Genomic DNA, 22,212 nt, shown 5'->3' on the forward strand with positions numbered 1-22,212 from the left:
CGATGGTAGGTCTTTGCCACCATTGGGGGGATTTTGTGCAATGCGAAGTAAGATTGCAAGGCGCAATTCCCGGCGGGAAGATTCATTTCCTCTAAGGGTATTGAATGCGCGGTGTAAGGGCAGGGGGCGGTGCACGGCTGGTCAGTGTCCAAGACTGGCAACGGCGGCGATGATCTCCGCTGCGGCCGGGAAGGTGCCGAGACTATTCGGCCCGTCGCGCGCCTCGATTTGCGCCCAGCCGACGATGCCGGCCGCATCGACCAGGAAGTGCCCGACGAGCTGCGTACCGTGGTTCGCAAGGATCGCATGATCCGCTTCGTCAAGCTCGAAGCCGTCCTTGGCGTTGAGGACGACGTTGGCTTCCATCGGGTGTAAGGGTTCCGGCAGTTCGCCGGTAGGGTTGATGCGTGCCGCCTTAAATTGCGCCATGGTCGTGCTGTGGGGCCATTCGGGCCGCTCACTGCTGTCATTTGGCAGGAACTCGCCGCGCGGCACGCCGAAGGCGCGGTGCGTGCGACAATCGGGGTCGCACAGAAGCATGACCGGCGTCGGCTGGTAGCGGAAATACAGGCGGGCGCGTTCCACCGGCGTGTTGATCACGGCCAGGATCTCTACGCCTGCGGCGCGCAGGGCAGGCTGTAGGCCGGCAAGCTGCCCAAGCTGACGCCGGCAGAACGGGCAGTGCAGGCCGCGAAAGAAGCCAATCAGGAACGAGCGGCCAAGCAGGCTGTCGAGTGAGACCAATCCGTCGAAGTTGGCCGCGGGAAGGACGAATGCCGGCGCCGGCTCACCCGGCTGCAGCGGGCGCATCTGGTCTCCCATGGGACATTTCCCTTTTTGTGCCGTTCAAGTGAACGACGGAAATTCAACCATATCACGTGTTGCAGGTCGGCACCGCGCTCAATGTTGATGCCGCCAAGTGTGGTTCAGCGCTGCACTCCTGGGTGACATGCATTCGCCAGTGGCTTTAACCCATTAGCGCGAAGACGCACCGGCAGTGATCTGCCGGTGCGCGCAGAGACATGGGAGCGGCGTTTCAGCGCTTCGTCGCCACAAGATTGAAATGGGCGCCTTGCGGATCGACGCAGTTGACCACCCAGGAGCCGCCGGGGACTTCCATCGGGCCGTTGACGACTTTGCCGCCCTTTGCGGTTGACCGTGCGATGGCGGCATCGAGGGCGTCGACGTTAAAGTAAAAGCCCCAATAGGGCGGTGCCGGGACGGTGGCGGGCTTCGTCATCATGCCGCCGATCTGGGCGCCGCCGTGGGAAAAGATCTGGTAGACGCCCATTTCCCCCATATCCATCGCCTCGTCCTTCCCCCAGCCGAACATCTTCTGGTAGAAGGGGAATTCCACTGCGAGGTCGCCGGCCATCAGCTCATGCCAGCCGATATTGCCATTGGCATTCTGCGCCAGCTCGGGCATCTCGCCGCCGGCGCCCTTGAACAGGGCGAATACCGCGCCGTGCGGATCGGCGACGATGGCGAAGCGGCCGATCGTCGGAATATCCTCGGGCTGGCGATGCACCATGCCGCCCAGTTCGGCGATCTTCCTTGCCGCGGCATCGACATCATCGACGCCGATATAACCGACCCAGGCGGGCGGTGCGTTCATCTTCAAGGCGCCCTCAGGCATCGTCATCAGACCAGCGACGCGCACGTCACCCGCCTTGAACAGCGTGTAGTTGGCGTCGGGCATGCCGGAATCGACGGAGCCCCAGCCCACGACGTTGTCGTAGAATGCTTCCGCCGCCTTGGTATCGGTGGTCATCAGTTCGTACCAGACGAACGCGCCATGTCCCTTGCTCATTGAACTTCTCCCTTTTGATGTTTGTGGCCATCTGGCCGGAAAAACGCGGTTCTGAATGCTCAAATACGGCTGTAATTGCACGACATGATCGGTTTCCACGTGCCGTCGGCAAGCCGGATGCGGGACGAGAAATTGCGGGTGTTCTCGTCCTTGATCGTGATGATGTCCTGGTAACTAGCGGTCCGCCCGGCATTGTCCAGATCGGGGCCTTCGCAGTCGAGCGTCAGAACCTTGCCGGTCTGATCGAGCGTGCCTTCGTAGACCCAAAGGTTCGCCATGGCGGAACTGATGAAGGATCCGACATATCGCTTCTTTGCCGGGTCGTAGCCCAACGACAGGATATTGGTCGCCGAACTGCCATCCGGCATCGTGCCGGCGGCCTCCGCGACCACCCAGGTGCCACTGAGCGAGCGGGCGATCTCCTCCCATGCGCCGCCTTCGCCCTGATGGCCGCTTCCCTCCGGGGGATCGAAAGTGAGGCGCCACCTGCCCGTCAACTGTTGCAGCCAGCGGTGTTCGTCAACAAGCTCTGCCTTCATCGCCTCTTTCTCCTCGCGATTGCCGGTCAGATCGTGTCAGGCGCAGCAGGATTGCGCTTTGGGCTGCGCATCATATTCATCGTGACGCTTCACGAAACTCAACGTTGACGTTTCGTTGCGGCCCTTTGGTGCCCGGTCGAGGATCATCAGCGTGGTGAGGATTTCCTCACCGCCGCGGGCGTAGTCGGAATAGGTATGATAGACATTGCCGGCCTCGTCACGGATGAAGGCGCTCATGCCCGGCAGTTCGTCATTGGCATCGTCGCCGGACATTTCGCGGAAATTGTAGAAGACCTTGCCGCTCTCCAGCTCTTCCTTGGTGAAGGAGACATGGTAGTCGAAATTGAAATCGCTGCCGAAGGAGGAGACCCAGGGGAATTTCCAGCCCATGCGCTTCTTGTAGGCTTCGATCTTGCCGAGCGGCGCGCGCGAGACGCAGACATAGGTCACGTCGTGATTGTTGAGATGGGCAAGCGTGCCGTCGATATGGTCGGCAAGGAAGGAGCAGCCCGGGCAGCCGGCCTCCCAGTCGGGGCCGAACATGAAATGGTAGATCATCAGCTGGCTGCGGCCGTCGAACAGGTCGGCCAGGGTCTTTTTGCCGGCCGGCGTGTCGAATGTGTAGGTCTTGTCGACCTTGACCCACGGCATTTTTTGCCGTTCGGCGCGGATCTTGTCGCGCAGTTTCGTCTCTTCCTTTTCGGTGACGAGCAGCGCCCGGCGGGCCTCAAGCCATTCATCGCGGGATACAACCGGATTGCTCAACATCGTTCATTCCTCCTCAGAAAATCGTGTTTCATTCCGCTTGACTAAATACGTTGATATCAACATTATTATGACATGTCAAAGCCTGTCGTGATTCCTTTCGAAACCACCCTTCATGTGCGCGACACATGCCTGTGTCTTCATGTGCAGCGCGCGGCGCGGGCATTGGCGCGCAAGTTCGACGAGGCCTTGAGGCCGCTTGACCTGACCAACGGACAGTTTTCACTGCTGATGTCGCTCAATCGTCCGGAGCCGCCGGGCATGGGGCCGGTTGCGCATCTGCTTGCGATGGACCGTACCACGCTGACGGCGGCACTGAAGCCGCTGGAAAAGCGCGGACTTCTGGAAACGATGACCGATGCCAAGGATCGCCGGTTGCGGCGGATGCGATTGACGCCGGCAGGCCATGCCCTACTTTCCCGGGCGATGCCGGTGTGGACGAGGACCCATAAGGACGTCGATGACGCGCTGGGCGAGGGCCGGCCGGACCGGTTGCGATCGGACCTTCTTGCGCTTGCCTGAGCGCCGATTTCCTGTCCGCTCGAGGGCGGACAATCCCCAAAACCAATGAGGAGACTGCCGATGAGGATGATTTTCGTGAACCTGCCGGTCAAGGACGTCTCGCGTTCGAAGGCGTTTTTCGGCGGGCTCGGGTTTCGTTTCAACCCGGATTTTTCCAGCGACGATACGCTGTGCATGATCGTCGAGGAAAACATCTTCGTCATGTTGATGCACGAGGCGCGCTTCAAGGAATTCATCATCGACGAGATCAGCGACACCGGCAAGGTGACGGAAGTGCTGACGGCGCTGTCTGCCGGCAGCCGCCAGGAGGTGGATGAGACGCTGGCCAAGGCACTGTCGCTCGGCGGCAAGGCCTGGCGGCCGGTGATGGACTACGGCTTCATGTATGGCTGCAGCTTCCAGGACCCCGACGGCCATGTCTGGGAACTGGCCTATATGGAGCCGCAAGCTGCGAATTGACGGTGGGTCGGCGTCTTCGATTGCCTCCGAGTGTTCGCGGGTGGTTTGGAGGCGAAAACTCTCCTCCCTCTTCCCGTGCCGGTCACAAAGGGCCGGCATGACAAGGCAAAGCAAAGCGTGTCAGTAACTGTCCGCTGACTGCACAAGAATTGGTGAAGCATGACCCAGAACGTCTACGACAACCCCGAATTCTTCGAAGGCTACAGCCGGCTCGGCCGCTCGGTCGAGGGGCTCGATGGGGCGGCGGAATGGGCGTCAATCCGGGCGCTGCTGCCGGATTTGAAGGGCAAGCGGATCGTCGATCTCGGCTGTGGTTTTGGCTGGTTCTGTCGGTTTGCCTGGGAGGAGGGGGCTGCAAGCGTGCTCGGCTTCGATGTGTCGGAGAACATGCTGGCGCGGGCGCGGACAATGTCCGACCCGGCGATCGGCTATGCCAAGGCCGATCTTGAGGTGCTGGAACTGCCAAAAGCATCCTTGGATCTCGTCTATAGTTCGCTCGCCTTTCACTACCTCAAGGATCTCGATGCGCTGCTCGCCCGCGTCCACGCGGCGCTGGTGCCCGGCGGCCAGCTGGTGTTTTCGATCGAGCATCCGATCTACATGGCACCGGCGCATCCCGGCTGGTCGAAGGATGCTGATGGGCGCGCCACCTGGCCGGTCAACGGCTATCTCGATGAAGGCCCGCGCACGACGGACTGGCTGGCCAAGGGCGTCGTGAAGCAGCACCGGACGATGGGAACGCTCCTCAATATCCTGATCGGCCTCGGCTTCACGCTGCTGCATGTCGAGGAATGGGGGCCGTCGCTTGAACAGGTCACCGTCCATCCCGAATGGGCGGAAGAGCGCGAGCGGCCGATGTTCCTCCTGGTTTCCGCGCGTAATACCAAGTCTCGATGATAGAGACCTATAGGATGGCCGATGGCCGGTCTCTGGCTAGGCGCGGTGGGCAGCGCGATGCCGCCGCATCGGGCAAGCGCCGCAACAACGCCAGTGACCGGCCATCGGCCACCTTCGGCAGGCTTCTCGGCTTTTCTGGCGGCGTCGAGATCCTTGACCGATGCATATGCATCGCTCCGCGGACCTCTCCTAGCCAGAAAAGCCGATCGAGCCTGTCCTATAGGTTTCTATCATCGAGACTTGGTATAAGTAACGGCTAACGTTTGGTCTTGACCAGGCCGTCGAGGATGCGCGTCAGGACCGCCGTCGTAGCCTCTAGATCGCCCGGGCCGATCTCCGCGCCGAGCGCATTTGCCCAGGCTGCCTGCCGGGTCTGGATGTCGTGCAGCACGGCCTGTCCCGCCTCGGTCAGCACCAAGAGCTTGGCGCGCTGGTGGGCCGGGTTGTCCTCGTAGCGTACCAGGCCTTCCGCCTCCAGAACATCGGCAATGCGCTGCACGCCCTGGCGTGCGAGGCCGAGCACCCGGCCGATCTCAGCCACCGGCATACTGGCATGGCTTGCCGCTGCCAGCACCTGCCAGCGGGCGCTGCTCTGGCCGGCCGGTTTTGCCAGCGCGTCACCCGCCGCCGTCAGATGCGAGGCAAGCCGGATGACGGATATCGAGAAAAGGGCGAACGCGTCGCCTGCAGCAGTTCGATCGGTTTTTTTCATATTGACAACATATTGTCATTCTGTAGGATGTGAATATGACAACAGATTGTCATATAGTACGGCTTCAGGCAAGGGAGGGCGGATATGAAAATGACCTATAAGGGAAGCTGCCATTGCGGCGGGATACGCTATGAGGCCGATATCGATCTCGACGCGGGGACCGGCAAGTGCAACTGCTCGATCTGCTGGAAACGGCGCTACTGGGGCGCGATCGTCAAGCCCGAAGACTTCCGCCTGCAGACGGATGAGACGGGGATCGCCGACTACCAGTTCGGCAGCAACAGCGTGCATCACCGCTTCTGCCGGACCTGCGGCATCGCCGCCTATGGCCACGGCTATATCGAGGAAATCGGCGGCGCCTATTATTCCGTCAACGTTGCGGCACTGGATGATCTTGATCCGGCCGTTCTCGCCGCGGCCCCGGTGAAATACATGGACGGACGCAACAACAACTGGTTCCATGCACCCGCCGAAACGCGGCATCTGTAGCGATCGATACCGCCGGGGAATGGGTAACACGGCCCGTTCCATATCTGCGCCCGTCGATTGTTGGCAGGCGGGGCTGGTTTGGGCATGCCAGGACAATTCCCGAGGCAGGAAAAAGAGCACCCCCGGATCCGCCGGGATCCGGGGGTGCGTAGATCGTTGATGAAGGCCTGTCGGCTCTTTTCAGCCGAGGTCGCCGAGATCGCGCACCGCGCCGCGGTCTGCCGAGGTGGCGAAGGCGGCGTAGGCTTTCAGCGCCGTGGTGACCTTGCGCTTGCGCTGTTCGACCGGTTTCCAGCCCTTGGCGTCTTGTTCGGTGCGGCGGGCGGCGATTTCAGCTTCGTCGACGCGCAAAGAGATCGTCCGGTTGGGAATGTCGATATCGATCATGTCGCCTTCGCGCACGATGCCGATCAGGCCGCCATTGGCGGCTTCCGGCGAGACGTGGCCGATGGAGAGACCGGATGTGCCGCCCGAGAAGCGGCCGTCAGTGATCAGCGCGCAGGCTTTGCCCAGCCCCTTCGATTTCAGGTAGCTGGTCGGATAGAGCATTTCCTGCATGCCCGGTCCGCCCTTGGGGCCCTCATAGCGGATGACGACAACGTCACCGGCCTTGACCTCGTTGGCAAGGATCGCCTTGACGGAGGAATCCTGGCTTTCGAAAACGCGGGCGGGGCCGGAGAACTTCAGGATCGATTCGTCCACGCCAGCCGTCTTCACGATACAGCCGTTGATGGCGATGTTGCCCTTGAGGACAGCCAGGCCGCCATCCTTGGAGAACGGATGCTGGGCATCGCGGATGACGCCCTTTTCGCGGTCGAGATCGAGTTCCTTCCAGCGGGCGCTCTGGCTGAAGGCGACCTGCGTCGGCACGCCTCCGGGTGCTGCACTGAACAGTTCCAGTGCTGCCGGATTGTCGGTGACGGCGATGTCCCACTGCGACAGGGCGTCGCCAAGGGTCTTTGCATGTACCGTCGGCAGGCCGGCGTTGAGCAGTCCGGCGCGGTTGAGTTCGCCCAGGATCGCCATGATGCCGCCGGCCCGGTGCACGTCTTCCATATGGACGTCGGCCTTGGCCGGCGCGACCTTGGAGAGGCAGGGAACTTTACGCGACAGACGGTCGATATCGTCCATGGTGAAATCGACTTCGCCTTCGTGGGCGGCAGCCAGGATGTGCAGCACGGTGTTGGTCGAGCCGCCCATGGCGATATCGAGCGCCATGGCATTCTCGAAGGCACCTTTCGAGGCAATGGTGCGCGGCAGGGCGGTTTCGTCGTCCTGTTCATAGTAGCGCTTGGCGAGGCCAACGATGCGGCGGCCGGCTTCCAGGAACAGTTTTTCGCGGTCGGAATGGGTCGCCAGCGTCGAGCCGTTGCCGGGCAGGGACAGGCCGAGGGCCTCGGTCAGACAGTTCATCGAATTGGCGGTGAACATGCCGGAGCAGGAGCCGCAGGTCGGGCAGGCGGAGCGCTCGATGGTTTTGACGTCCTCGTCGGACATCTTGTCGTCGGCTGCGGCGACCATGGCATCGACCAGATCGAGCGCATGGATCTTGCCGTCGGAGAGCAGGACCTTGCCGGCTTCCATCGGGCCGCCGGAAACGAAGATCGTCGGAATGTTGAGGCGCAGCGACGCCATCAGCATGCCGGGGGTGATCTTGTCGCAGTTGGAAATGCAGACCATCGCATCGGCGCAGTGGGCGTTGACCATATACTCGACGCTATCGGCGATGATCTCGCGCGAGGGCAGCGAATAGAGCATGCCGTCATGGCCCATGGCGATGCCGTCATCGACGGCGATGGTGTTGAATTCCTTGGCGACGCCGCCATTGGCTTCGATCTCGCGCGCAACCAGCTGGCCAAGGTCCTTCAGGTGGACGTGGCCGGGCACGAACTGGGTGAACGAATTCACCACGGCAATAATCGGCTTGCCGAAATCGCCATCCTTCATGCCCGTCGCGCGCCAAAGGCCGCGAGCGCCGGCCATATTGCGGCCGTGGGTGGTGGTGCGGGAGCGATAGGCAGGCATGGACGTCTTCCTTGATCTTGTCTGGGGTAACGGCAGATATAGGGTTCACGGGCCGCAAGTGCAGCGGTTCCTATCGCAAAACTGCGCCCGCGTCACGAATTTCGTAACAATATTTCGTGTTTTTTGGACGGCGGTGGCGCGGTCATCCTGTCTGAATTGCGCGCAATAATTGTCTATAGTGAAGTTGCGCACCTTTAAATTGCATATTTGGCCCGATATGCCGAATTTGCCGGGCGCGGTGGCCGGTATTGCTGCTCAACTGATTGATTCCGAAGAATAACGGTGCCTGCCTACCTCGTTTGGGTGATGCGGCGCGCGGCGTTTCATTCTCTATTGTCAGGTGCTGGACACTTTGCAACCCGGCAATTTCATCACGTAAACCATTGTACAAATCCCCTCCCCGGAAACGGGAGGGGATTTTCAGTCTGGACCCTCATTTATCGGACGAGGCTCTATACCAGCGGGCTTTTGCGTCCGGCGAGGTGGTCCCTGTTGAGCGCTTCCATGATGTCCTTCGCATCGTCCTGGTCGAGGCCGGTCAGATCGCGGCCGTCCGAGGCTGCGGGCAGGCGTGTGACGATGTCTATGACGGTCCAGGTGCCGTTCTTTTCCTGGCGAAGATCATAACGTGGTTCGTTCACAGGTAAACGTGTCCTTGATGGCGGCGTTCCATTGAGGGGGCTTCCGGCGCCGCCTCATGATCCGGACGGCCAGCGGCAAAGTCAACCGGCCTGCCGATGTATAGGAAAACGCCGGGTTTGCACCAAATGAAAAAGGCCTTCCGGTTTCCCGAAAGGCCTTTAGAAACTGGATGGTGGGCGTGACAGGGATTGAACCTGTGACCCCTACGATGTCAACGTAGTGCTCTCCCGCTGAGCTACACGCCCATCCGATGTCGGCGCATAGACCATAAACCTCCTGGGGCGTCAATAGGCTTTTTTCGGCTTTTTGACAGGAAGTTTTGCGGCCCTTGCGGCGCAGCCTATGCGGCCAGCATCTTGTTCACTTCGTCCACAAGATCGCGCAGATGGAAGGGCTTGGACAGGACCTTGGCGTCCTTGGGAGCTTTCGAATCAGGGTTCAGCGCCACAGCGGCAAAGCCGGTGATGAACATGACCTTCAGATCCGGATCGAGTTCAGTCGCCCGGCGGGCGAGCTCGATGCCGTCCATTTCCGGCATGACGATGTCGGTCAGAAGAAGCGAAAACGGCTCTTCGCGCAGCCGGTCGTAGGCGCTGGCGCCATTGTCGAACGACAATACCTTGTAGCCGGCCTTTTCCAGGGCTTTCACCAGGAACCGGCGCATGTCGTTATCGTCTTCGGCGAGGAGAATTTTTGGACTCATGGATTAAAGCCGTTGCACCTTACGTGTCGATGTCGGGAATTGCGATCACATCATGAAACCGCATGTGGGTAAATATCCGGTGAAGACCTGGGGACAAGCCCCGTTCACAGGCAGGAAACGACTATGGACATGATTGCTGCCTGCTGGCAACATACACCAAGCATCAAGATTGTGACATGGTAAAAAAGGGCTGCGATGACGCAGAACGTCAGCGAAACCGAACAGTTCGAAGTTCGCGAGCCGGAAATGCAGCGCATTCCCTTTGTGTTCAATTCGCCCCATAGCGGCAGGGTTTACAGCCGTTCTTTTCTTGATCAATCCCGTTTGGACGATATGTCGATCCGCCGTTCGGAAGACCATTTCGTCGATGAACTGTTTCATTCCGTGACGGATCTGGGCGCCCCGCTGCTGCTCGCGCACTTCCCGCGCGCCTTTCTCGACGTCAACCGCGAACCTTACGAACTCGATCCGCGCATGTTCAACGGACCGTTGCCGCCGCATGCTAACATCAGCTCGATGCGGGTGGCCGGCGGTCTCGGTACCGTGCCGCGGCTGGTGGCGGAAAACATGGAAATCTACCGTGGCCGCTTTCCGGTCTCCGAAGCGCTGGAGCGGATCGAAACCATCTACAAGCCCTATCATGCCTGTTTGCGGCGGCTGATTGCCCGCACGCATGTGCAGTTCGGGCTGGCGGTGCTGATCGATTGTCATTCGATGCCGGGCAATATCCGGCTGGCCGGAACGGGCCAGCGGCCGGATTTCATCATCGGTGACCGCTACGGCACCAGCGCCTCGGCCGATCTGTCGCGCGCGGCAGTGTCGCTGCTGGAAGATCTCGGGTTTTCCGTTGCCCGCAACAAGCCCTATGCCGGCGGCTTCATTACCGAGCATTATGGCCGGCCGGCGCGCGGGCTGCACGCGCTGCAGATCGAGATCAATCGCGGTCTCTATGTCGATGAGGCAACGCTTGAGAAGAAGAAGGATTTCCCAATGCTGGCGCAGGCTATCGGGATGTTTCTCGCCGGGCTTGCGATGCATGTGGAAACCTACACGCCCGGCACGTCGCTTGCTGCCGAATAGCGGCCGTCCATTCCCTGACAACATGTACGTGGCGTCAGGTCAAAAAAAACCGCGCTTGTGGCGCGGCTAAGTCTAGGGAGGAAACACCCAAGGAGGGTATTTACAGCCACAAGTGACTGTAGGAAAAAATTAATATTGCAGCGCACAATTGTCAAGCAAGGTTTGGCCATAATTGGTGCGCCGCGTCAAAGCGCAAAGCCGCTGAATGACGCAAAACCTCCTGTTTTGCTGCGGTTTTCTGATTTTTGAGGCGCGTTCTTCGAAATTCCAGGGCAGACTGCCTTCGCATCGGCCAATCCACGCGATTTTCATCGATTTTTTCACCGATGACTTCTTTTTCAAAAAAATGTGCCATAAGCACATCCAGCCTTCATTTCCTGATCTTTGTGAGGTTTCATGCTGCCGGACCGTGAATTTTTCGACCGCCTTGCCGATGCTGCAAAGGCGCAAACCCTGCCGCGCTTTCGCACCGGCATCAGCGTCGCCAACAAAGAAGCTGCCGGGTTCGATCCGGTAACCGAAGGCGATCGCGCCGCCGAGACGGCGATCCGCGCATTGATCGAGGCGCATTTCCCGGATCATGGCATTCTCGGCGAAGAATTCGGCAATGTCGGCCTCGACCGTGATTATGTCTGGGTGATCGATCCGATCGACGGCACCCGCGCCTTCATTTCCGGCCTGCCGGTCTGGGGTACGCTGATCGGCCTCTATCACAAGGGCAAGGCAGTGATGGGGCTGATGGACCAGCCGTTTACCGGCGAGCGTTATTTCGCCGATGGCAAGGCCACGCATTATCGCGGACCGGGCGAAAACAAGGTGATCTCAACGCGACCCTGCGCCGATCTTGGCCAAGCGATCCTGTTCACCACCTCGCCGCATCTTTATACCGGCGACATCAAGACCCGCTTCGAGGCGGTGCAGAGCAAGGTACAACTGGCCCGTTACGGGTGCGATTGCTATGCCTTCGCCCTGCTCGCCGCCGGTCATATCGATCTCGTCATAGAATGCGGCCTGAAGCCCTACGATGTCGGCGGGATCATTCCACTGATCGAACAGGCGGGCGGCATCGTCACCGACTGGAACGGCGGCCCGGCGGAAATGGGCGGCGAAATTGTCGCGGCCGGCAGCGCCGAAATCCATGCGCAGGCTCTTGCCATCCTCAAGGGTTAACAGCTGGAAATTTGGTTCTAGGCCGACAGGTCCTCGTCTTCCATCATCGCCATGTCCGCGGTGCTGCCGGGGACGAATGCCTCGATGGCGGCGATCGCCTGGGCGCGATAATGGTCGGCTTCCTGGAAGAGTTCGTGGCGGGCGCCGTCGATCGGAATCATGTGACCGGCGCGAAAATTGCGGGCGAGATTTTCCACGGCCAGATGCGGCACCAGCCTGTCCTGCGTCGGAGCCAGAATGATGGTCGGCACGCGGATCTGGGTCAGGTGCTCGCGGCTTGCGATGCGTTTGATCGCCTTGAAGGTTTCATGCAGCCAGCGGGCGGTGGGTGGCCCGAGCGCCAGTTCGGGGTGCATGTCGGTCAGCGCCTTGTTGCGGGCAAAACGTTTTGCATCCGATGTCAAAAGGTTCTGTGAGAACGGCAGCGAACTCCTGTCGCGCATCAGCGGCAGGAAACCGAGGCCGCAGACGCTGAAGACTGCCGCCATGAAACTGATCATGCCATGCCCGACCTTCTGGCCGCCGAGTGCCACGAAGGGAGCGGCGATGGCCAGCCGGTCGATTCGGCTGGCGAGCATCGGCGCCTGCGACAAGGCCACCAGTGCACCCATCGAATGGGCCAGCATGAAGAAGGGCAGGCGGGTATCGGGCAGGACGATCTTTTCGAGGAAGATATTGAGATCGCGTTCATAATCGGAAAAGCGGCGGACATGGCCGCGGCGCGGCTGTTTCAACAGGCGCTCGGAACCGGCCTGGCCGCGCCAGTCGAACGTTGCTACCCATAGGCCCCGCGCGGTGAGTTCGCCGATCGTTTCGGCATATTTCTCGATCGATTCGTTGCGTCCCTGCAGCAGCACGACGGTGCCCTTGGCGATCGGCGCATCCGACTTGAAGACCGCATAGCGGATCTTGCGATTGCCCACGCCCTCGAAGAAGCCGACGGTGTGATTGCCGGGGATCGGATTGTCCGGGGTGGAATGAAGCGTCGGCATCATGAGCGGGTCCGTGTCCGGCAAGTCTTTGTGAAGGTGCTATGGGCGGCACAAGAGTGCACCGGCAATGCACCGGATTTGTGATGGCCTATCCTTGAACGATACCGATTAAGGAACGGTGCAGGCCAGACAACAGGGATAGGCGAGGCCGTCCGGCCGGTCAAAGAAAATGGACTGGAAAAGGGACCCGGCAAAAAGGGGCCGGAAACGGTGGGGGACTGATTACCGTTCCCGGCCAGAGACAGTCGGTCAGGCGAGGACAGACAGCGTGTGGGAGAAGGGACGTTCACCGCCGCTGCCTGCCTCGCGGGCCGATGATGGTGTTTTACCGTCCTGAAGCTGAATGGTTGCGGAACCGGCCGTTCATCCTGCGTTTATCGGCGGATGGTTGTTGGCGGGCGGCGTTTCGATCTTGTTTTGCCGGGGTCTTGAAGGCCGCAAAAACAATTCCCATTTCATCGTTACGGGCGCCGAAGCCGGGCTCGTCCACCGGTTCTGCCATCGCCGCTTACGGGATGACAGAACCAAGATCGCACACCAGTTGCTCAAAAGAGGACATCATGCGTCACGTTGATTTTTCCCCCCTTTACCGTTCCACGGTCGGTTTCGACCGTCTCTTCACCATGCTCGACAGTCTCGGCCAGCCGGACCAGTCACAGACCTATCCGCCCTACAATATCGAGCGGACCGGCGAGAGCACCTACCGGATCACCATGGCCGTTGCCGGTTTTGACGAAAGCGAACTTTCGATCGAAGCCCGTGAGCACACTTTGACCGTCAAGGGTGAGAAGAGCGAAGAAAAGGCAAGCGACAACCAGTTCCTGTATCGCGGCATCGCCAAGCGCGCTTTCGAGCGCCGCTTCCAGCTCGCCGACCACGTGGAAATCCAGTCCGCTTCGCTGAAGAACGGCCTGCTTCACATCGACCTCCTGCGCGAGATCCCGGAAGCCGCCAAGCCGCGCCGCATCGACATCGTTGCCGCGCAGTCGGCGCCGAAGCAGATCGAAGCAACCCAGGTCAGCGGCAGCACCAGCTAAGCGCTTGCACCTGATCGAGGATTGCAGAACGGCGCCCGAAAGGGCGCCGTTTCTTATTGTGCGGCTGCCTGAACGATCGCTTCGGCCGCGCGACGCCGGCCGCGTTCGGCATATTTCTGGGCAATCACCGCGCAGGCCATCAGCTGGATCTGGTGGAACAGCATCAAGGGCAGGACGATGCTGCCGATACCCTGGCCGGCGAAGATGACGTTGGCCATGGGCACGCCGCTGGCAAGGCTCTTCTTCGAGCCGCAGAAGGTGATGGCAATTTCGTCTTCCTTCGAAAAGCCGAGCAGGCGGCTGCCATACATCGTGATGACGAGCACAGTTGCAAGAAGCGCGATGTCAACGGTGACGACGACTGCGACGTCGCGGATGGAGAATGTGCTCCAGATATTTTCGGTCACCGCATCGCTGAAGGCGAGATAGACGACCATCAGGATCGAGCCGCGATCGACCGGCATCAAAAGCTTTTTGCGGGCGCGGATGAAATTGCCGATCCATGGCTGGAGCACCTGGCCGAGGATGAACGGGGCGAGCAATTGCAGCAGGATCTGTTCCAGCGCATCGAAGGAAAAGCCCCCATGGCCACCGGTCGCAAACAACAGGCCGACCAGCAGCGGCGTGAGGAACATGCCGAAAATATTGGAGGCGGACGCGGCGCAGATGGCGGCGGGAACATTGCCGCCGGCCATCGAGGTGAAGGCGATCGACGATTGGACGGTCGAAGGCAAGACACAGAGGAAGAGAATGCCGGCATAGAGCGCGGGCGGCAACAGGGTTGGCGGCAGCAAGCCGACGGCAAGGCCGAGCAGCGGAAAGAGCACGAAGGTCGAGGCCAGGATGACGAGGTGAAGCCGCCAGTGCAGCAGGCCTGCGACCACGACGTCACGCGAAAGCCGGGCGCCGTGCAGGAAGAACAGAAGGCCGATGGCGATCTTTGTCGCGAGGCCGAACCATTCGGCAGGTTCGCCCGAAATCGGCAGCAGCGATGCAAGGATTACCGTGCAGACGAGAAGGATGGTGAAGGTATCGGGCAGGAAGCGGCGCATACTGGTCGTCCGGATAATGAATGGAAGCTGATGGCGGCATCATTGTCATTGTGATATCGAATGCAAGAAATAACGATTATCACAAATCAGGATGACCAATGCTCGATCTGGTGCAGCTTCGCAGTTTCCTTGCGGTCGAACAGATGGCCAGCTTCACGCTGGCGGCCGAGCGGCTGGGGCTCGGGCAGTCGACGGTCAGCCAGCATATCCGCCGGCTGGAAGCCGATCTCGGCCGCAAGCTTGTCGAGCGCGACACGCATCGTGTGTCGCTGACAGCCGACGGCGAGGCGCTGCTTGGTCCGGCCAGGGCCATGCTGTCGCTGGATGGACAGGTGAAATCGCTGTTTGCCGAGCGCAGCCTGCACGGCCGGCTGCATCTTGGCGTCTCGGAAGATTTTGTCATGAGCCGTTTGCCGGCGGTTCTTGAGGATTTTACCCGGGCACATGCGTCGGTCGATCTGGAGCTGACCGTGGCTTTGAGCGGCACGCTCTACCAGATGCAGGATGAAGGCGCGCTCGATCTGGTGCTGGCCAAGCGGCGGATCGGCGATGCACGCGGCCAGCTGGTCTATCGCGAGCCGCTGGTCTGGCTGGCGCGGGATCCGGAGCGGGTGATGCGCGGCGATGTCCTGCCGCTCATCGCCTTTCCGCCGCCGAGCATCACCCGCAGCGTTGCGTTGGAGGCGCTCGAGCGAGTGGGCGTGCAGTGGCGGATCGTCTGTACCTGCGGCAGTCTCAGTGGCCTGACGGCTGCTGCCCGCGCTGGAATGGGTGTCCTGGTACAGCCGCGCAGCATGGCGCCAGCCGGTCTGCGGGAGATCGCCTCGGAGAGGCTGCCGCGGCTCGAGGACGTGGAGTTCGTGCTGGTGGCGCGGCGCGGCGCGGACAGGGCGCTGGTGAAGGCCCTGTCCGGCGAGATATTGACCACGGTCGGCGGCCTCCAGGCGACTACCGCGGCAGGCAAAGCGGCGCTCTGATCACAGGGCTTTCAGGAACTGGTTCACGTCATCAGCCGTCGTCGCGAAGCTGGTGACCAGGCGGTAGAGGCCTTCATCCGCAGCAACGGAATTTGACAACGTGTGCGGCACGGGCCAGTCGTAGAAGACGGCGCCATCGGCCTGAAGCTTTGCCGCAGTCTCCTTTTTCAGGATAACGAACAGCTCGTTGGAACCGCTCGGCCAGGCGAGCCGCGCGCTGTTTGATCGCTCGATGCCCCTTGCCAGCTGGTTTGCCATGCCGTTGGCGTGCCGGGCGAGATCGAGCCAGAGACCGCCTTCGAGATAGGCGTCGAACTGCGCGGCGATGAAGCGTGATTTCGAGAAGAGCTGGGCGGAGCGCTTGCGCAGATAGTGCATCTGCTGAGCCTTGGCGGGATCGAACAGGATCAGCGCTTCCGCACACCAGCAGCCGTTCTTGGTGCCGCCGAAGGAGAGAAGATCGACGCCGCGCTTCCAGGTCATCTCGGCCGGCGTGGTGCCGAGCGTTACCAGCGCGTTGGCGAAGCGGGCGCCGTCCATGTGCAGCGGCAGATGGAATTTCCTGGCAATGGCCGCGATCGTGTCGATTTCATCAAGGCCATAGACCGTGCCGGCTTCGGTTGCCTGGGTTATCGTGATCGCCATCGGCTGGCCGCCATGGACGAAGCCGGGCGGGAAGCGCTTGATTTCGGTTTCCAGTTTCAGCGGGTCGATCTTGCCGATGAGGCCATCGACCGGGGCAAGCTTGGCGCCATGCGAAAAAAACTCCGGGGCGCCGCATTCATCGACATTCACATGCGCCTCGCGGTGGCAGAAGACGTGACCGCCGGGACGGTTGGTGCTGGCGAGCGCCAGCGAGTTGGCGGCTGTTCCGGTAGCGACGAAGAACACGGCGACATCGCGCTCGAACACCTCCGACAGCGTCTTCTCGACCTTCTTGTCAAGGTCGCCCGTGCCATAGGCCGACGCAAAGCCTCCGGCCGCCTTGACGAGGCTTTCGGCAATCACGGGATGGGCGCCCGCCCAGTTGTCGGAGGAAAAGATCATCGATGCGGTCCTGTGTTTTCGGGGGAGATGGCGTCCCGTTTGGCTTGGTTCTTGAAGACCATACGGATGCCACGGTGGCAATCAATCCATCCAAGGCGAGATAAGGACAATGTCAGACCAGTTTGAAACCAAATTGAAGAAAAGAAGGCGTTGCCGAAACAAAATTACAAAAACACGAAATTAACCGCAATGTTCGGTAAAATCAGGTCGAATATTTTGCATTAGTGGTCTTGCAGAGGAGGGTGCTTTCTGGCATAGAGCCTATGAAATAGGACAGCAAGACTGTCCTATTTCGGTCTCAAGACCGGAAGGACGCCGGAAAGCCCGCCTGATGCGGCTACTGGCTGACGATTGTAGACCGCGCCGGAGGCTTTCTTGTCCGGGCCGGCGGGACAGTCGCGATGGTCGCGAGCACTCTGTGCCTGATGCAGTCAATGCTTCATTTGCGACCGGATCAGGATCATGCAACGATAATGCCGGTGCCGGCCTCGACGGGTAACTTGCCCGCAAAAGCCTGCCCGGACTGCGGAAATATCCGGCCGTGCCGGGTTAACAGGAGGGAAGACGATGACGGACTTTACGCCATCCACCGTAACTGGTCTCAACATTGCGCGCCAAACGGCGACGGTTGAGAAAAACACCGCATTTCCGGGCCTGCCGAAAAAACAGGGTCTCTACGACCCGAGCAACGAGCATGACGCCTGCGGCGTCGGCTTTGTCGCGCATATGAAGGGCCAGAAGTCCCACCAGATCGTTAAGGACGGCCTGTTCATCCTGGAAAACCTGACGCATCGCGGTGCCGTCGGCGCCGATCCGCTGATGGGCGATGGCGCGGGTATTCTCGTGCAGATCCCAGACCGCTTCTTCCGCGAGGAAATGGCTCTGCAGGGCGTCATCCTGCCAAAGGCGGGAGAATACGCGGTCGGCTACATGTTCATGCCGCAGGACGAGGCGCAGATCGCCCATTTCAAGCAAGTGATCGCCGATGTTGTCGCCGAGGAAGGCCAGACCCTGCTTGGTTTTCGCGAGGTGCCTGTCGATAATGCATCGCTTTCCAAGGCGGAGCATATTGCCGCGACCGAGCCGCACCACGTGCAGGTCTTCATCGGTGCCGGCCGCGACGCTGCGACCAATGCCGAGTTCGAGCGCCGCCTGTTTACGCTCCGCAAGGTCATCTCCAACCGCATCTACGATGCTTTCGAAGGTGCCGAGACCGGTTTCTACCCGGTATCGCTGTCGTCGAAGACCATCGTCTACAAGGGCATGTTCCTAGCCTATCAGGTCGCTGCCTATTTCAAGGATCTGGCCGACCCGCGCTTTGAATCGGCTGTCGCCCTCGTGCATCAGCGCTTTTCGACCAACACTTTCCCGTCGTGGAAGCTGGCGCATCCCTACCGCATGGTTGCCCACAACGGCGAAATCAACACGCTGCGCGCCAACGTCAACTGGATGGCCGCGCGCCAGGCATCCGTATCCTCGCCGCTGTTTGGCGACGATATCTCCAAGCTGTGGCCGATCTCCTATGAAGGCCAGTCGGATACGGCCTGTTTCGATAATGCGCTCGAATTCCTCGTGCAGGGCGGCTACCCGCTGTCGCATGCCGTGATGATGCTGATCCCGGAAGCCTGGGCAGGCAACCAGCTGATGGCGGCCGAGCGCAAGGCATTCTACGAATATCATGCCGCTCTGATGGAGCCGTGGGATGGTCCCGCCGCCGTCTGCTTTACCGACGGCAAGCAGATTGGCGCGACGCTCGACCGCAACGGCCTGCGCCCGGCGCGTTTCCTCGTCACCGACGACGACCGCGTCATCCTTGCTTCAGAGGCCGGCACCTTGCCGGTGAAGGAAGAGAGCATCATCAAGAAGTGGCGCCTGCAGCCGGGCAAGATGCTCCTGATCGACATGGAAGAAGGCCGGATCATCTCCGATGAGGAGTTGAAGTCGACTCTTGCCAACCAGCATCCGTACCGTCAGTGGCTGGCCAATACCCAGCTCATTCTCGAAGACCTGAAGCCGGTCGAGCCCCGGGCGCTGCGCCGCGACGTGTCGCTGCTCGATCGCCAGCAGGCGTTCGGCTACACGCAGGAGGACACCAAGATCCTGATGTCGCCGATGGCGACGACCGGCCAGGAAGCCATCGGCTCGATGGGCACCGATACGCCGATCTCGGCGATGTCGGACAAGACCAAGCTGCTCTATACCTATTTCAAGCAGAACTTCGCGCAGGTCACCAATCCGCCGATCGACCCGATCCGTGAAGAACTGGTGATGAGCCTTGTCTCGTTCATCGGCCCGCGCCCGAACCTGCTCGACCATGCCGGCATGGCCCATGCCAAGCGGCTGGAAGTGCGTCAGCCTATCCTGACCAATGGCGATCTCGAAAAGATCCGCTCCATCGGCCACACGGAAGACCGTTTCGACACCAAGACGCTCGACTTCACCTACGACGTGGCGCGCGGCGCCGAAGGCATGCCGGAAATTCTCGACCGGCTGTGCGAGCGGGCGGAAGCGGCCGTTAAAGGCGGTTACAACATCATCGTGCTCTCCGACCGCCAGATCGGCCCGGACCGCGTGGCGATCCCGGCACTCCTGGCAACCGCGGCCGTGCACCATCACCTGATCCGCAAGGGGCTTCGTACCTCCGTCGGTCTCGTCGTTGAATCCGGCGAGCCGCGTGAAGTGCATCATTTTTGCCTGCTGGCGGGTTATGGCGCGGAAGCGATCAACCCATACCTCGCCTTCGATACGCTGACCGACATGCACAAGCGCGGCGAGTTCCCGAAGGAAGTCGATGGCAGCGAAGTCGTCTATCGCTACATCAAGGCAGTCGGCAAGGGCATCCTCAAGGTCATGTCCAAGATGGGCATCTCGACCTACCAGTCCTATTGCGGCGGCCAGATTTTCGACGCGATCGGTTTGAATTCGGAACTGATCGACAGGTATTTCTTCGGCACGGCAACCCAGATCGAAGGTATCGGCCTTGACGAGATCGCCAAGGAAACCTTCAACCGCCATCAGGCGGCCTTCGGTGCCGATCCGCTGTTGAAGAACACGCTCGATATCGGCGGCGAGTATGCCTACCGCATGCGCGGCGAAGGCCATGCCTGGTCGCCGGATGCGGTTGCTTCGCTGCAGCACGCCGTGCGCGGCAATGCCGAAGATCGCTACCGCGAATTCGCCGACATGGTGAATGGCGCGGCATTGCGGATGAACACCATTCGCGGGCTGTTTTCGATCAAGGGCGCCGATACCATCGGCCGCAAGCCGATCCCGATCGAAGAGGTCGAGCCGGCCGCGGATATCGTCAAGCGGTTCTCGACCGGCGCCATGTCGTTCGGATCGATCTCGCGTGAGGCCCACACGACCTTGGCCGTTGCCATGAACAGCATCGGCGGCAAGTCGAACACCGGCGAGGGCGGCGAAGAGGCCGACCGCTATTTTCCGCTCTATGACGGTTCGCCGAACCCCGAGCGCTCCGCCATCAAGCAGGTGGCGTCCGGCCGTTTCGGCGTAACGACCGAGTATCTGGTCAATGCGGACATGCTGCAAATCAAGGTGGCGCAGGGTGCCAAGCCCGGCGAAGGCGGCCAGCTGCCCGGCCACAAGGTGGATGCGACCGTTGCCAAGACCCGTCATTCGACGCCGGGCGTCGGCCTGATCTCGCCGCCGCCGCACCATGACATCTATTCGATCGAAGATCTGGCGCAGCTGATCTACGACCTGAAGAACGTCAATCCGGCAGCCGACATCTCCGTCAAGCTGGTCTCCGAAGTCGGCGTCGGCACGGTAGCGGCCGGCGTTGCCAAGGCGCGCGCCGATCATATCACTATCTCCGGTTATGACGGCGGCACGGGTGCGTCGCCGCTGACCTCGCTGAAGCATGCGGGCAGCCCATGGGAAATCGGGCTTGCCGAAACCCATCAGACACTGGTGCTGAACGGCCTGCGTTCACGCATCGCGCTACAGGTCGACGGCGGTCTGAAGACCGGCCGCGACGTCATCATCGGTGCGCTTCTGGGAGCCGACGAATTCGGCTTCTCGACGGCGCCTTTGATTGCCGCCGGCTGCATCATGATGCGCAAATGCCATCTCAACACCTGTCCGGTGGGCGTGGCGACGCAGGACCCGGTCCTGCGCAAGCGCTTCAAGGGCGCGCCGGAACATGTGGTCAACTACTTCTTCTTCGTCGCCGAAGAAGTGCGCGAAATCCTGGCGTCGCTTGGCTTTGCCAAGTTCGACGACGTCATCGGCCTGTCCGAATTGCTCGAAAAGGACGCAATGATCTCGCACTGGAAGGCCAATGGTCTCGACTTCTCCCGCATCTTCCACAAGGTCGATGCGCCGAAGGAAAAGACCTATTGGACCGAGAGGCAGAACCATCCGATCCACGACATTCTCGACCGCCAGCTGATTGCGGCAGCACAGCCGGCACTGGAATCGAAGACGCCTGTGACGATCGAGGTCGATATCAAGAACGTTGACCGCTCGGCCGGTGCGATGCTCTCGGGCGAAGTCGCCAAGCGCTACCGCCACAAGGGGTTGAAGGACGATACGATCACGGTGAAGCTCACCGGCACGGCGGGCCAGTCGTTCGGGGCATTCCTCGCCAACGGCATCACCTTTGAGCTCATCGGTGACGGCAACGACTATGTCGGCAAGGGTCTTTCGGGTGGCCGCATCGTCGTGCGTCCGCCGGTAAACTCCAAGATCGTCGCCGCCAAGTCGATCATTGTCGGCAACACGGTGCTTTACGGGGCGATCTCGGGCGAGTGCTATTTCAACGGCGTCGCCGGCGAACGCTTTGCCGTGCGCAACTCGGGCGCCATCGCGGTTGTCGAGGGCGTGGGCGACCATGGCTGCGAATACATGACCGGCGGTGTGGTCGTGGTGCTCGGTGAAACCGGCCGCAACTTCGCAGCCGGCATGTCGGGCGGTGTCGCCTACGTGCTGGACGAGAGCGACGATTTCCCGAAACGCTGCAACATGGCGATGGTCGAGCTCGAGCCGGTTCCGGAAGAGGACGACATGCTGGAGAAACTGCATCATCACGGCGGCGACCTGATGCACAAGGGCATGGTCGATGTCTCCGGCGACATGACGCGTCATGACGACGAGCGGCTCTACCAGCTGATCTCCAACCATCTGCACTATACGGGCTCGCCGCGCGCCAAGGAAATCCTTGATCACTGGGTCGAGTTCCGTCCGAAATTCCGCAAGGTCATGCCGGTCGAATACCGCCGTGCGCTTGAGGAAATGGAGCGCATGCGGATGGGCATCGCGGCGGAGTAACGTCG

23 protein-coding genes and 1 tRNA gene are annotated in these 22,212 nt (G+C 60.9%); 9 read left to right on the forward strand and 15 right to left on the reverse strand.

Annotated elements, in window-relative coordinates; translation table 11 throughout:
• Positions 1-141: 141 nt before the first annotated feature.
• The 4 genes from AC1D17_RS03645 to AC1D17_RS03660 form a co-directional block, all read right to left on the reverse strand.
• A complete protein-coding gene (locus AC1D17_RS03645) occupies positions 142-822 on the reverse strand; it encodes a redoxin domain-containing protein (RefSeq protein ID WP_477564064.1) in 681 nt (226 codons plus the stop codon).
• A gap of 214 nt (positions 823-1,036) precedes the next feature.
• Positions 1,037-1,810 (reverse strand): VOC family protein, encoded by a 774-nt coding sequence (locus tag AC1D17_RS03650; protein ID WP_477564065.1) that lies wholly within the window; start codon positions 1,808-1,810, stop codon positions 1,037-1,039.
• Positions 1,811-1,869: 59 nt separating this feature from the next.
• Positions 1,870-2,349 (reverse strand): DUF1579 domain-containing protein, encoded by a 480-nt coding sequence (locus tag AC1D17_RS03655; RefSeq protein WP_477564066.1) that lies wholly within the window; start codon positions 2,347-2,349, stop codon positions 1,870-1,872.
• 36 nt (positions 2,350-2,385) lie between these two features.
• Complete coding sequence (locus tag AC1D17_RS03660) at positions 2,386-3,117, reverse strand: DUF899 domain-containing protein (protein ID WP_477564067.1); 732 nt, start codon at positions 3,115-3,117, stop codon at positions 2,386-2,388.
• 72 nt (positions 3,118-3,189) lie between these two features.
• Between AC1D17_RS03660 and AC1D17_RS03665 the strand changes: the two genes are divergently transcribed.
• The 3 genes from AC1D17_RS03665 (at position 3,190) to AC1D17_RS03675 (ending at position 4,992) form a co-directional block, all read left to right on the forward strand.
• Positions 3,190-3,636, forward strand: coding sequence for a MarR family winged helix-turn-helix transcriptional regulator (locus AC1D17_RS03665; RefSeq protein WP_477564068.1), 447 nt, complete (start codon positions 3,190-3,192; stop codon positions 3,634-3,636).
• 60 nt (positions 3,637-3,696) lie between these two features.
• Positions 3,697-4,095, forward strand: coding sequence for a VOC family protein (locus AC1D17_RS03670; protein ID WP_477564069.1), 399 nt, complete (start codon positions 3,697-3,699; stop codon positions 4,093-4,095).
• Between the two features lie 159 nt (positions 4,096-4,254).
• Positions 4,255-4,992, forward strand: coding sequence for a class I SAM-dependent methyltransferase (locus AC1D17_RS03675; RefSeq protein ID WP_477564070.1), 738 nt, complete (start codon positions 4,255-4,257; stop codon positions 4,990-4,992).
• 256 nt (positions 4,993-5,248) lie between these two features.
• Here the strand turns inward: AC1D17_RS03675 and AC1D17_RS03680 are convergent, their stop codons facing one another.
• A complete protein-coding gene (locus AC1D17_RS03680; protein WP_477564071.1) occupies positions 5,249-5,704 on the reverse strand; it encodes a MarR family winged helix-turn-helix transcriptional regulator in 456 nt (151 codons plus the stop codon).
• Between the two features lie 84 nt (positions 5,705-5,788).
• Between AC1D17_RS03680 and AC1D17_RS03685 the strand changes: the two genes are divergently transcribed.
• Complete coding sequence (locus AC1D17_RS03685) at positions 5,789-6,193, forward strand: GFA family protein (RefSeq protein ID WP_477564072.1); 405 nt, start codon at positions 5,789-5,791, stop codon at positions 6,191-6,193.
• A gap of 180 nt (positions 6,194-6,373) precedes the next feature.
• On the opposite strand, the gene ilvD is transcribed toward AC1D17_RS03685, so the two are convergent.
• The 5 genes from ilvD to cpdR1 form a co-directional block, all read right to left on the reverse strand.
• On the reverse strand, positions 6,374-8,218 hold the full coding sequence (gene ilvD / locus AC1D17_RS03690) for a dihydroxy-acid dehydratase (protein ID WP_477564073.1): 1,845 nt from the start codon (positions 8,216-8,218) through the stop codon (positions 6,374-6,376).
• A gap of 142 nt (positions 8,219-8,360) precedes the next feature.
• Complete coding sequence (locus AC1D17_RS03695; RefSeq protein WP_477564074.1) at positions 8,361-8,609, reverse strand: hypothetical protein; 249 nt, start codon at positions 8,607-8,609, stop codon at positions 8,361-8,363.
• Between the two features lie 61 nt (positions 8,610-8,670).
• Positions 8,671-8,859: a hypothetical protein gene (locus tag AC1D17_RS03700; protein ID WP_477564075.1), complete on the reverse strand. Its 189-nt coding sequence runs from the start codon at positions 8,857-8,859 to the stop codon at positions 8,671-8,673.
• Between the two features lie 171 nt (positions 8,860-9,030).
• Positions 9,031-9,105, reverse strand: a tRNA-Val gene (locus AC1D17_RS03705).
• A 95-nt stretch (positions 9,106-9,200) separates the two neighbouring features.
• The gene (gene cpdR1 / locus AC1D17_RS03710) at positions 9,201-9,563 is read right to left on the reverse strand and encodes a response regulator CpdR1 (protein ID WP_018327941.1); all 363 of its coding nucleotides are present in this window, start codon (positions 9,561-9,563) and stop codon (positions 9,201-9,203) included.
• A gap of 195 nt (positions 9,564-9,758) precedes the next feature.
• On the opposite strand from cpdR1, the gene AC1D17_RS03715 reads away from it, so the two are divergent.
• A complete protein-coding gene (locus tag AC1D17_RS03715) occupies positions 9,759-10,643 on the forward strand; it encodes an N-formylglutamate amidohydrolase (RefSeq protein ID WP_477564076.1) in 885 nt (294 codons plus the stop codon).
• Positions 10,644-10,794: 151 nt separating this feature from the next.
• Here the strand turns inward: AC1D17_RS03715 and AC1D17_RS03720 are convergent, their stop codons facing one another.
• Positions 10,795-10,998, reverse strand: coding sequence for a hypothetical protein (locus AC1D17_RS03720; protein WP_477564077.1), 204 nt, complete (start codon positions 10,996-10,998; stop codon positions 10,795-10,797).
• Positions 10,999-11,039: 41 nt separating this feature from the next.
• Between AC1D17_RS03720 and hisN the strand changes: the two genes are divergently transcribed.
• Positions 11,040-11,813 (forward strand): histidinol-phosphatase, encoded by a 774-nt coding sequence (gene hisN, locus AC1D17_RS03725; RefSeq protein WP_477564078.1) that lies wholly within the window; start codon positions 11,040-11,042, stop codon positions 11,811-11,813.
• Between the two features lie 17 nt (positions 11,814-11,830).
• On the opposite strand, the gene AC1D17_RS03730 is transcribed toward hisN, so the two are convergent.
• Both AC1D17_RS03730 and AC1D17_RS03735 read right to left on the reverse strand, forming a co-directional pair.
• Positions 11,831-12,808 carry an alpha/beta fold hydrolase gene (locus AC1D17_RS03730; protein ID WP_477564079.1) on the reverse strand — a complete coding sequence of 326 codons (978 nt, stop codon included), beginning with the start codon at positions 12,806-12,808 and terminating at the stop codon, positions 11,831-11,833.
• Positions 12,809-13,130: 322 nt separating this feature from the next.
• Positions 13,131-13,307: a hypothetical protein gene (locus AC1D17_RS03735; protein WP_477564080.1), complete on the reverse strand. Its 177-nt coding sequence runs from the start codon at positions 13,305-13,307 to the stop codon at positions 13,131-13,133.
• A gap of 58 nt (positions 13,308-13,365) precedes the next feature.
• Between AC1D17_RS03735 and AC1D17_RS03740 the strand changes: the two genes are divergently transcribed.
• Positions 13,366-13,842: an Hsp20 family protein gene (locus tag AC1D17_RS03740; RefSeq protein WP_264220175.1), complete on the forward strand. Its 477-nt coding sequence runs from the start codon at positions 13,366-13,368 to the stop codon at positions 13,840-13,842.
• A 53-nt stretch (positions 13,843-13,895) separates the two neighbouring features.
• Here AC1D17_RS03740 and AC1D17_RS03745 read toward each other — a convergent pair whose 3' ends face one another.
• On the reverse strand, positions 13,896-14,894 hold the full coding sequence (locus AC1D17_RS03745; RefSeq protein WP_477564081.1) for a bile acid:sodium symporter family protein: 999 nt from the start codon (positions 14,892-14,894) through the stop codon (positions 13,896-13,898).
• A 98-nt stretch (positions 14,895-14,992) separates the two neighbouring features.
• On the opposite strand from AC1D17_RS03745, the gene AC1D17_RS03750 reads away from it, so the two are divergent.
• Positions 14,993-15,871, forward strand: a complete 879-nt coding sequence (locus AC1D17_RS03750; protein WP_477564082.1) for a LysR substrate-binding domain-containing protein — start codon at positions 14,993-14,995, stop codon at positions 15,869-15,871.
• Here the strand turns inward: AC1D17_RS03750 and AC1D17_RS03755 are convergent, their stop codons facing one another.
• The gene (locus AC1D17_RS03755; protein WP_477564083.1) at positions 15,872-16,918 is read right to left on the reverse strand and encodes a threonine aldolase family protein; all 1,047 of its coding nucleotides are present in this window, start codon (positions 16,916-16,918) and stop codon (positions 15,872-15,874) included. It abuts the gene before it with no gap.
• Between the two features lie 567 nt (positions 16,919-17,485).
• Between AC1D17_RS03755 and gltB the strand changes: the two genes are divergently transcribed.
• Positions 17,486-22,207: a glutamate synthase large subunit gene (gene gltB / locus AC1D17_RS03760; protein WP_477564084.1), complete on the forward strand. Its 4,722-nt coding sequence runs from the start codon at positions 17,486-17,488 to the stop codon at positions 22,205-22,207.
• The last annotated feature ends 5 nt before the right edge of the window (positions 22,208-22,212 follow it).

This window comes from Pararhizobium sp. P1_E7 (genome assembly GCF_056405855.1).

What these genes read in the sequence shown, in the direction of transcription:
- AC1D17_RS03645 (WP_477564064.1), bottom strand. Translation starts at nt 822, where the DNA reads ATGGGAGACCAGATGCGCCCGCTGCAGCCGGGTGAGCCGGCGCCGGCA.
- AC1D17_RS03650 (WP_477564065.1), bottom strand. Translation starts at nt 1,810, where the DNA reads ATGAGCAAGGGACATGGCGCGTTCGTCTGGTACGAACTGATGACCACC.
- AC1D17_RS03655 (WP_477564066.1), bottom strand. Translation starts at nt 2,349, where the DNA reads ATGAAGGCAGAGCTTGTTGACGAACACCGCTGGCTGCAACAGTTGACG.
- AC1D17_RS03660 (WP_477564067.1), bottom strand. Translation starts at nt 3,117, where the DNA reads ATGTTGAGCAATCCGGTTGTATCCCGCGATGAATGGCTTGAGGCCCGC.
- AC1D17_RS03665 (WP_477564068.1), top strand. Translation starts at nt 3,190, where the DNA reads ATGTCAAAGCCTGTCGTGATTCCTTTCGAAACCACCCTTCATGTGCGC.
- AC1D17_RS03670 (WP_477564069.1), top strand. Translation starts at nt 3,697, where the DNA reads ATGAGGATGATTTTCGTGAACCTGCCGGTCAAGGACGTCTCGCGTTCG.
- AC1D17_RS03675 (WP_477564070.1), top strand. Translation starts at nt 4,255, where the DNA reads ATGACCCAGAACGTCTACGACAACCCCGAATTCTTCGAAGGCTACAGC.
- AC1D17_RS03680 (WP_477564071.1), bottom strand. Translation starts at nt 5,704, where the DNA reads ATGAAAAAAACCGATCGAACTGCTGCAGGCGACGCGTTCGCCCTTTTC.
- AC1D17_RS03685 (WP_477564072.1), top strand. Translation starts at nt 5,789, where the DNA reads ATGAAAATGACCTATAAGGGAAGCTGCCATTGCGGCGGGATACGCTAT.
- ilvD (WP_477564073.1), bottom strand. Translation starts at nt 8,218, where the DNA reads ATGCCTGCCTATCGCTCCCGCACCACCACCCACGGCCGCAATATGGCC.
- cpdR1 (WP_018327941.1), bottom strand. Translation starts at nt 9,563, where the DNA reads ATGAGTCCAAAAATTCTCCTCGCCGAAGACGATAACGACATGCGCCGG.
- AC1D17_RS03715 (WP_477564076.1), top strand. Translation starts at nt 9,759, where the DNA reads ATGACGCAGAACGTCAGCGAAACCGAACAGTTCGAAGTTCGCGAGCCG.
- AC1D17_RS03720 (WP_477564077.1), bottom strand. Translation starts at nt 10,998, where the DNA reads ATGGCACATTTTTTTGAAAAAGAAGTCATCGGTGAAAAAATCGATGAA.
- hisN (WP_477564078.1), top strand. Translation starts at nt 11,040, where the DNA reads ATGCTGCCGGACCGTGAATTTTTCGACCGCCTTGCCGATGCTGCAAAG.
- AC1D17_RS03730 (WP_477564079.1), bottom strand. Translation starts at nt 12,808, where the DNA reads ATGATGCCGACGCTTCATTCCACCCCGGACAATCCGATCCCCGGCAAT.
- AC1D17_RS03735 (WP_477564080.1), bottom strand. Translation starts at nt 13,307, where the DNA reads ATGGCAGAACCGGTGGACGAGCCCGGCTTCGGCGCCCGTAACGATGAA.
- AC1D17_RS03740 (WP_264220175.1), top strand. Translation starts at nt 13,366, where the DNA reads ATGCGTCACGTTGATTTTTCCCCCCTTTACCGTTCCACGGTCGGTTTC.
- AC1D17_RS03745 (WP_477564081.1), bottom strand. Translation starts at nt 14,894, where the DNA reads ATGCGCCGCTTCCTGCCCGATACCTTCACCATCCTTCTCGTCTGCACG.
- AC1D17_RS03750 (WP_477564082.1), top strand. Translation starts at nt 14,993, where the DNA reads ATGCTCGATCTGGTGCAGCTTCGCAGTTTCCTTGCGGTCGAACAGATG.
- AC1D17_RS03755 (WP_477564083.1), bottom strand. Translation starts at nt 16,918, where the DNA reads ATGATCTTTTCCTCCGACAACTGGGCGGGCGCCCATCCCGTGATTGCC.
- gltB (WP_477564084.1), top strand. Translation starts at nt 17,486, where the DNA reads ATGACGGACTTTACGCCATCCACCGTAACTGGTCTCAACATTGCGCGC.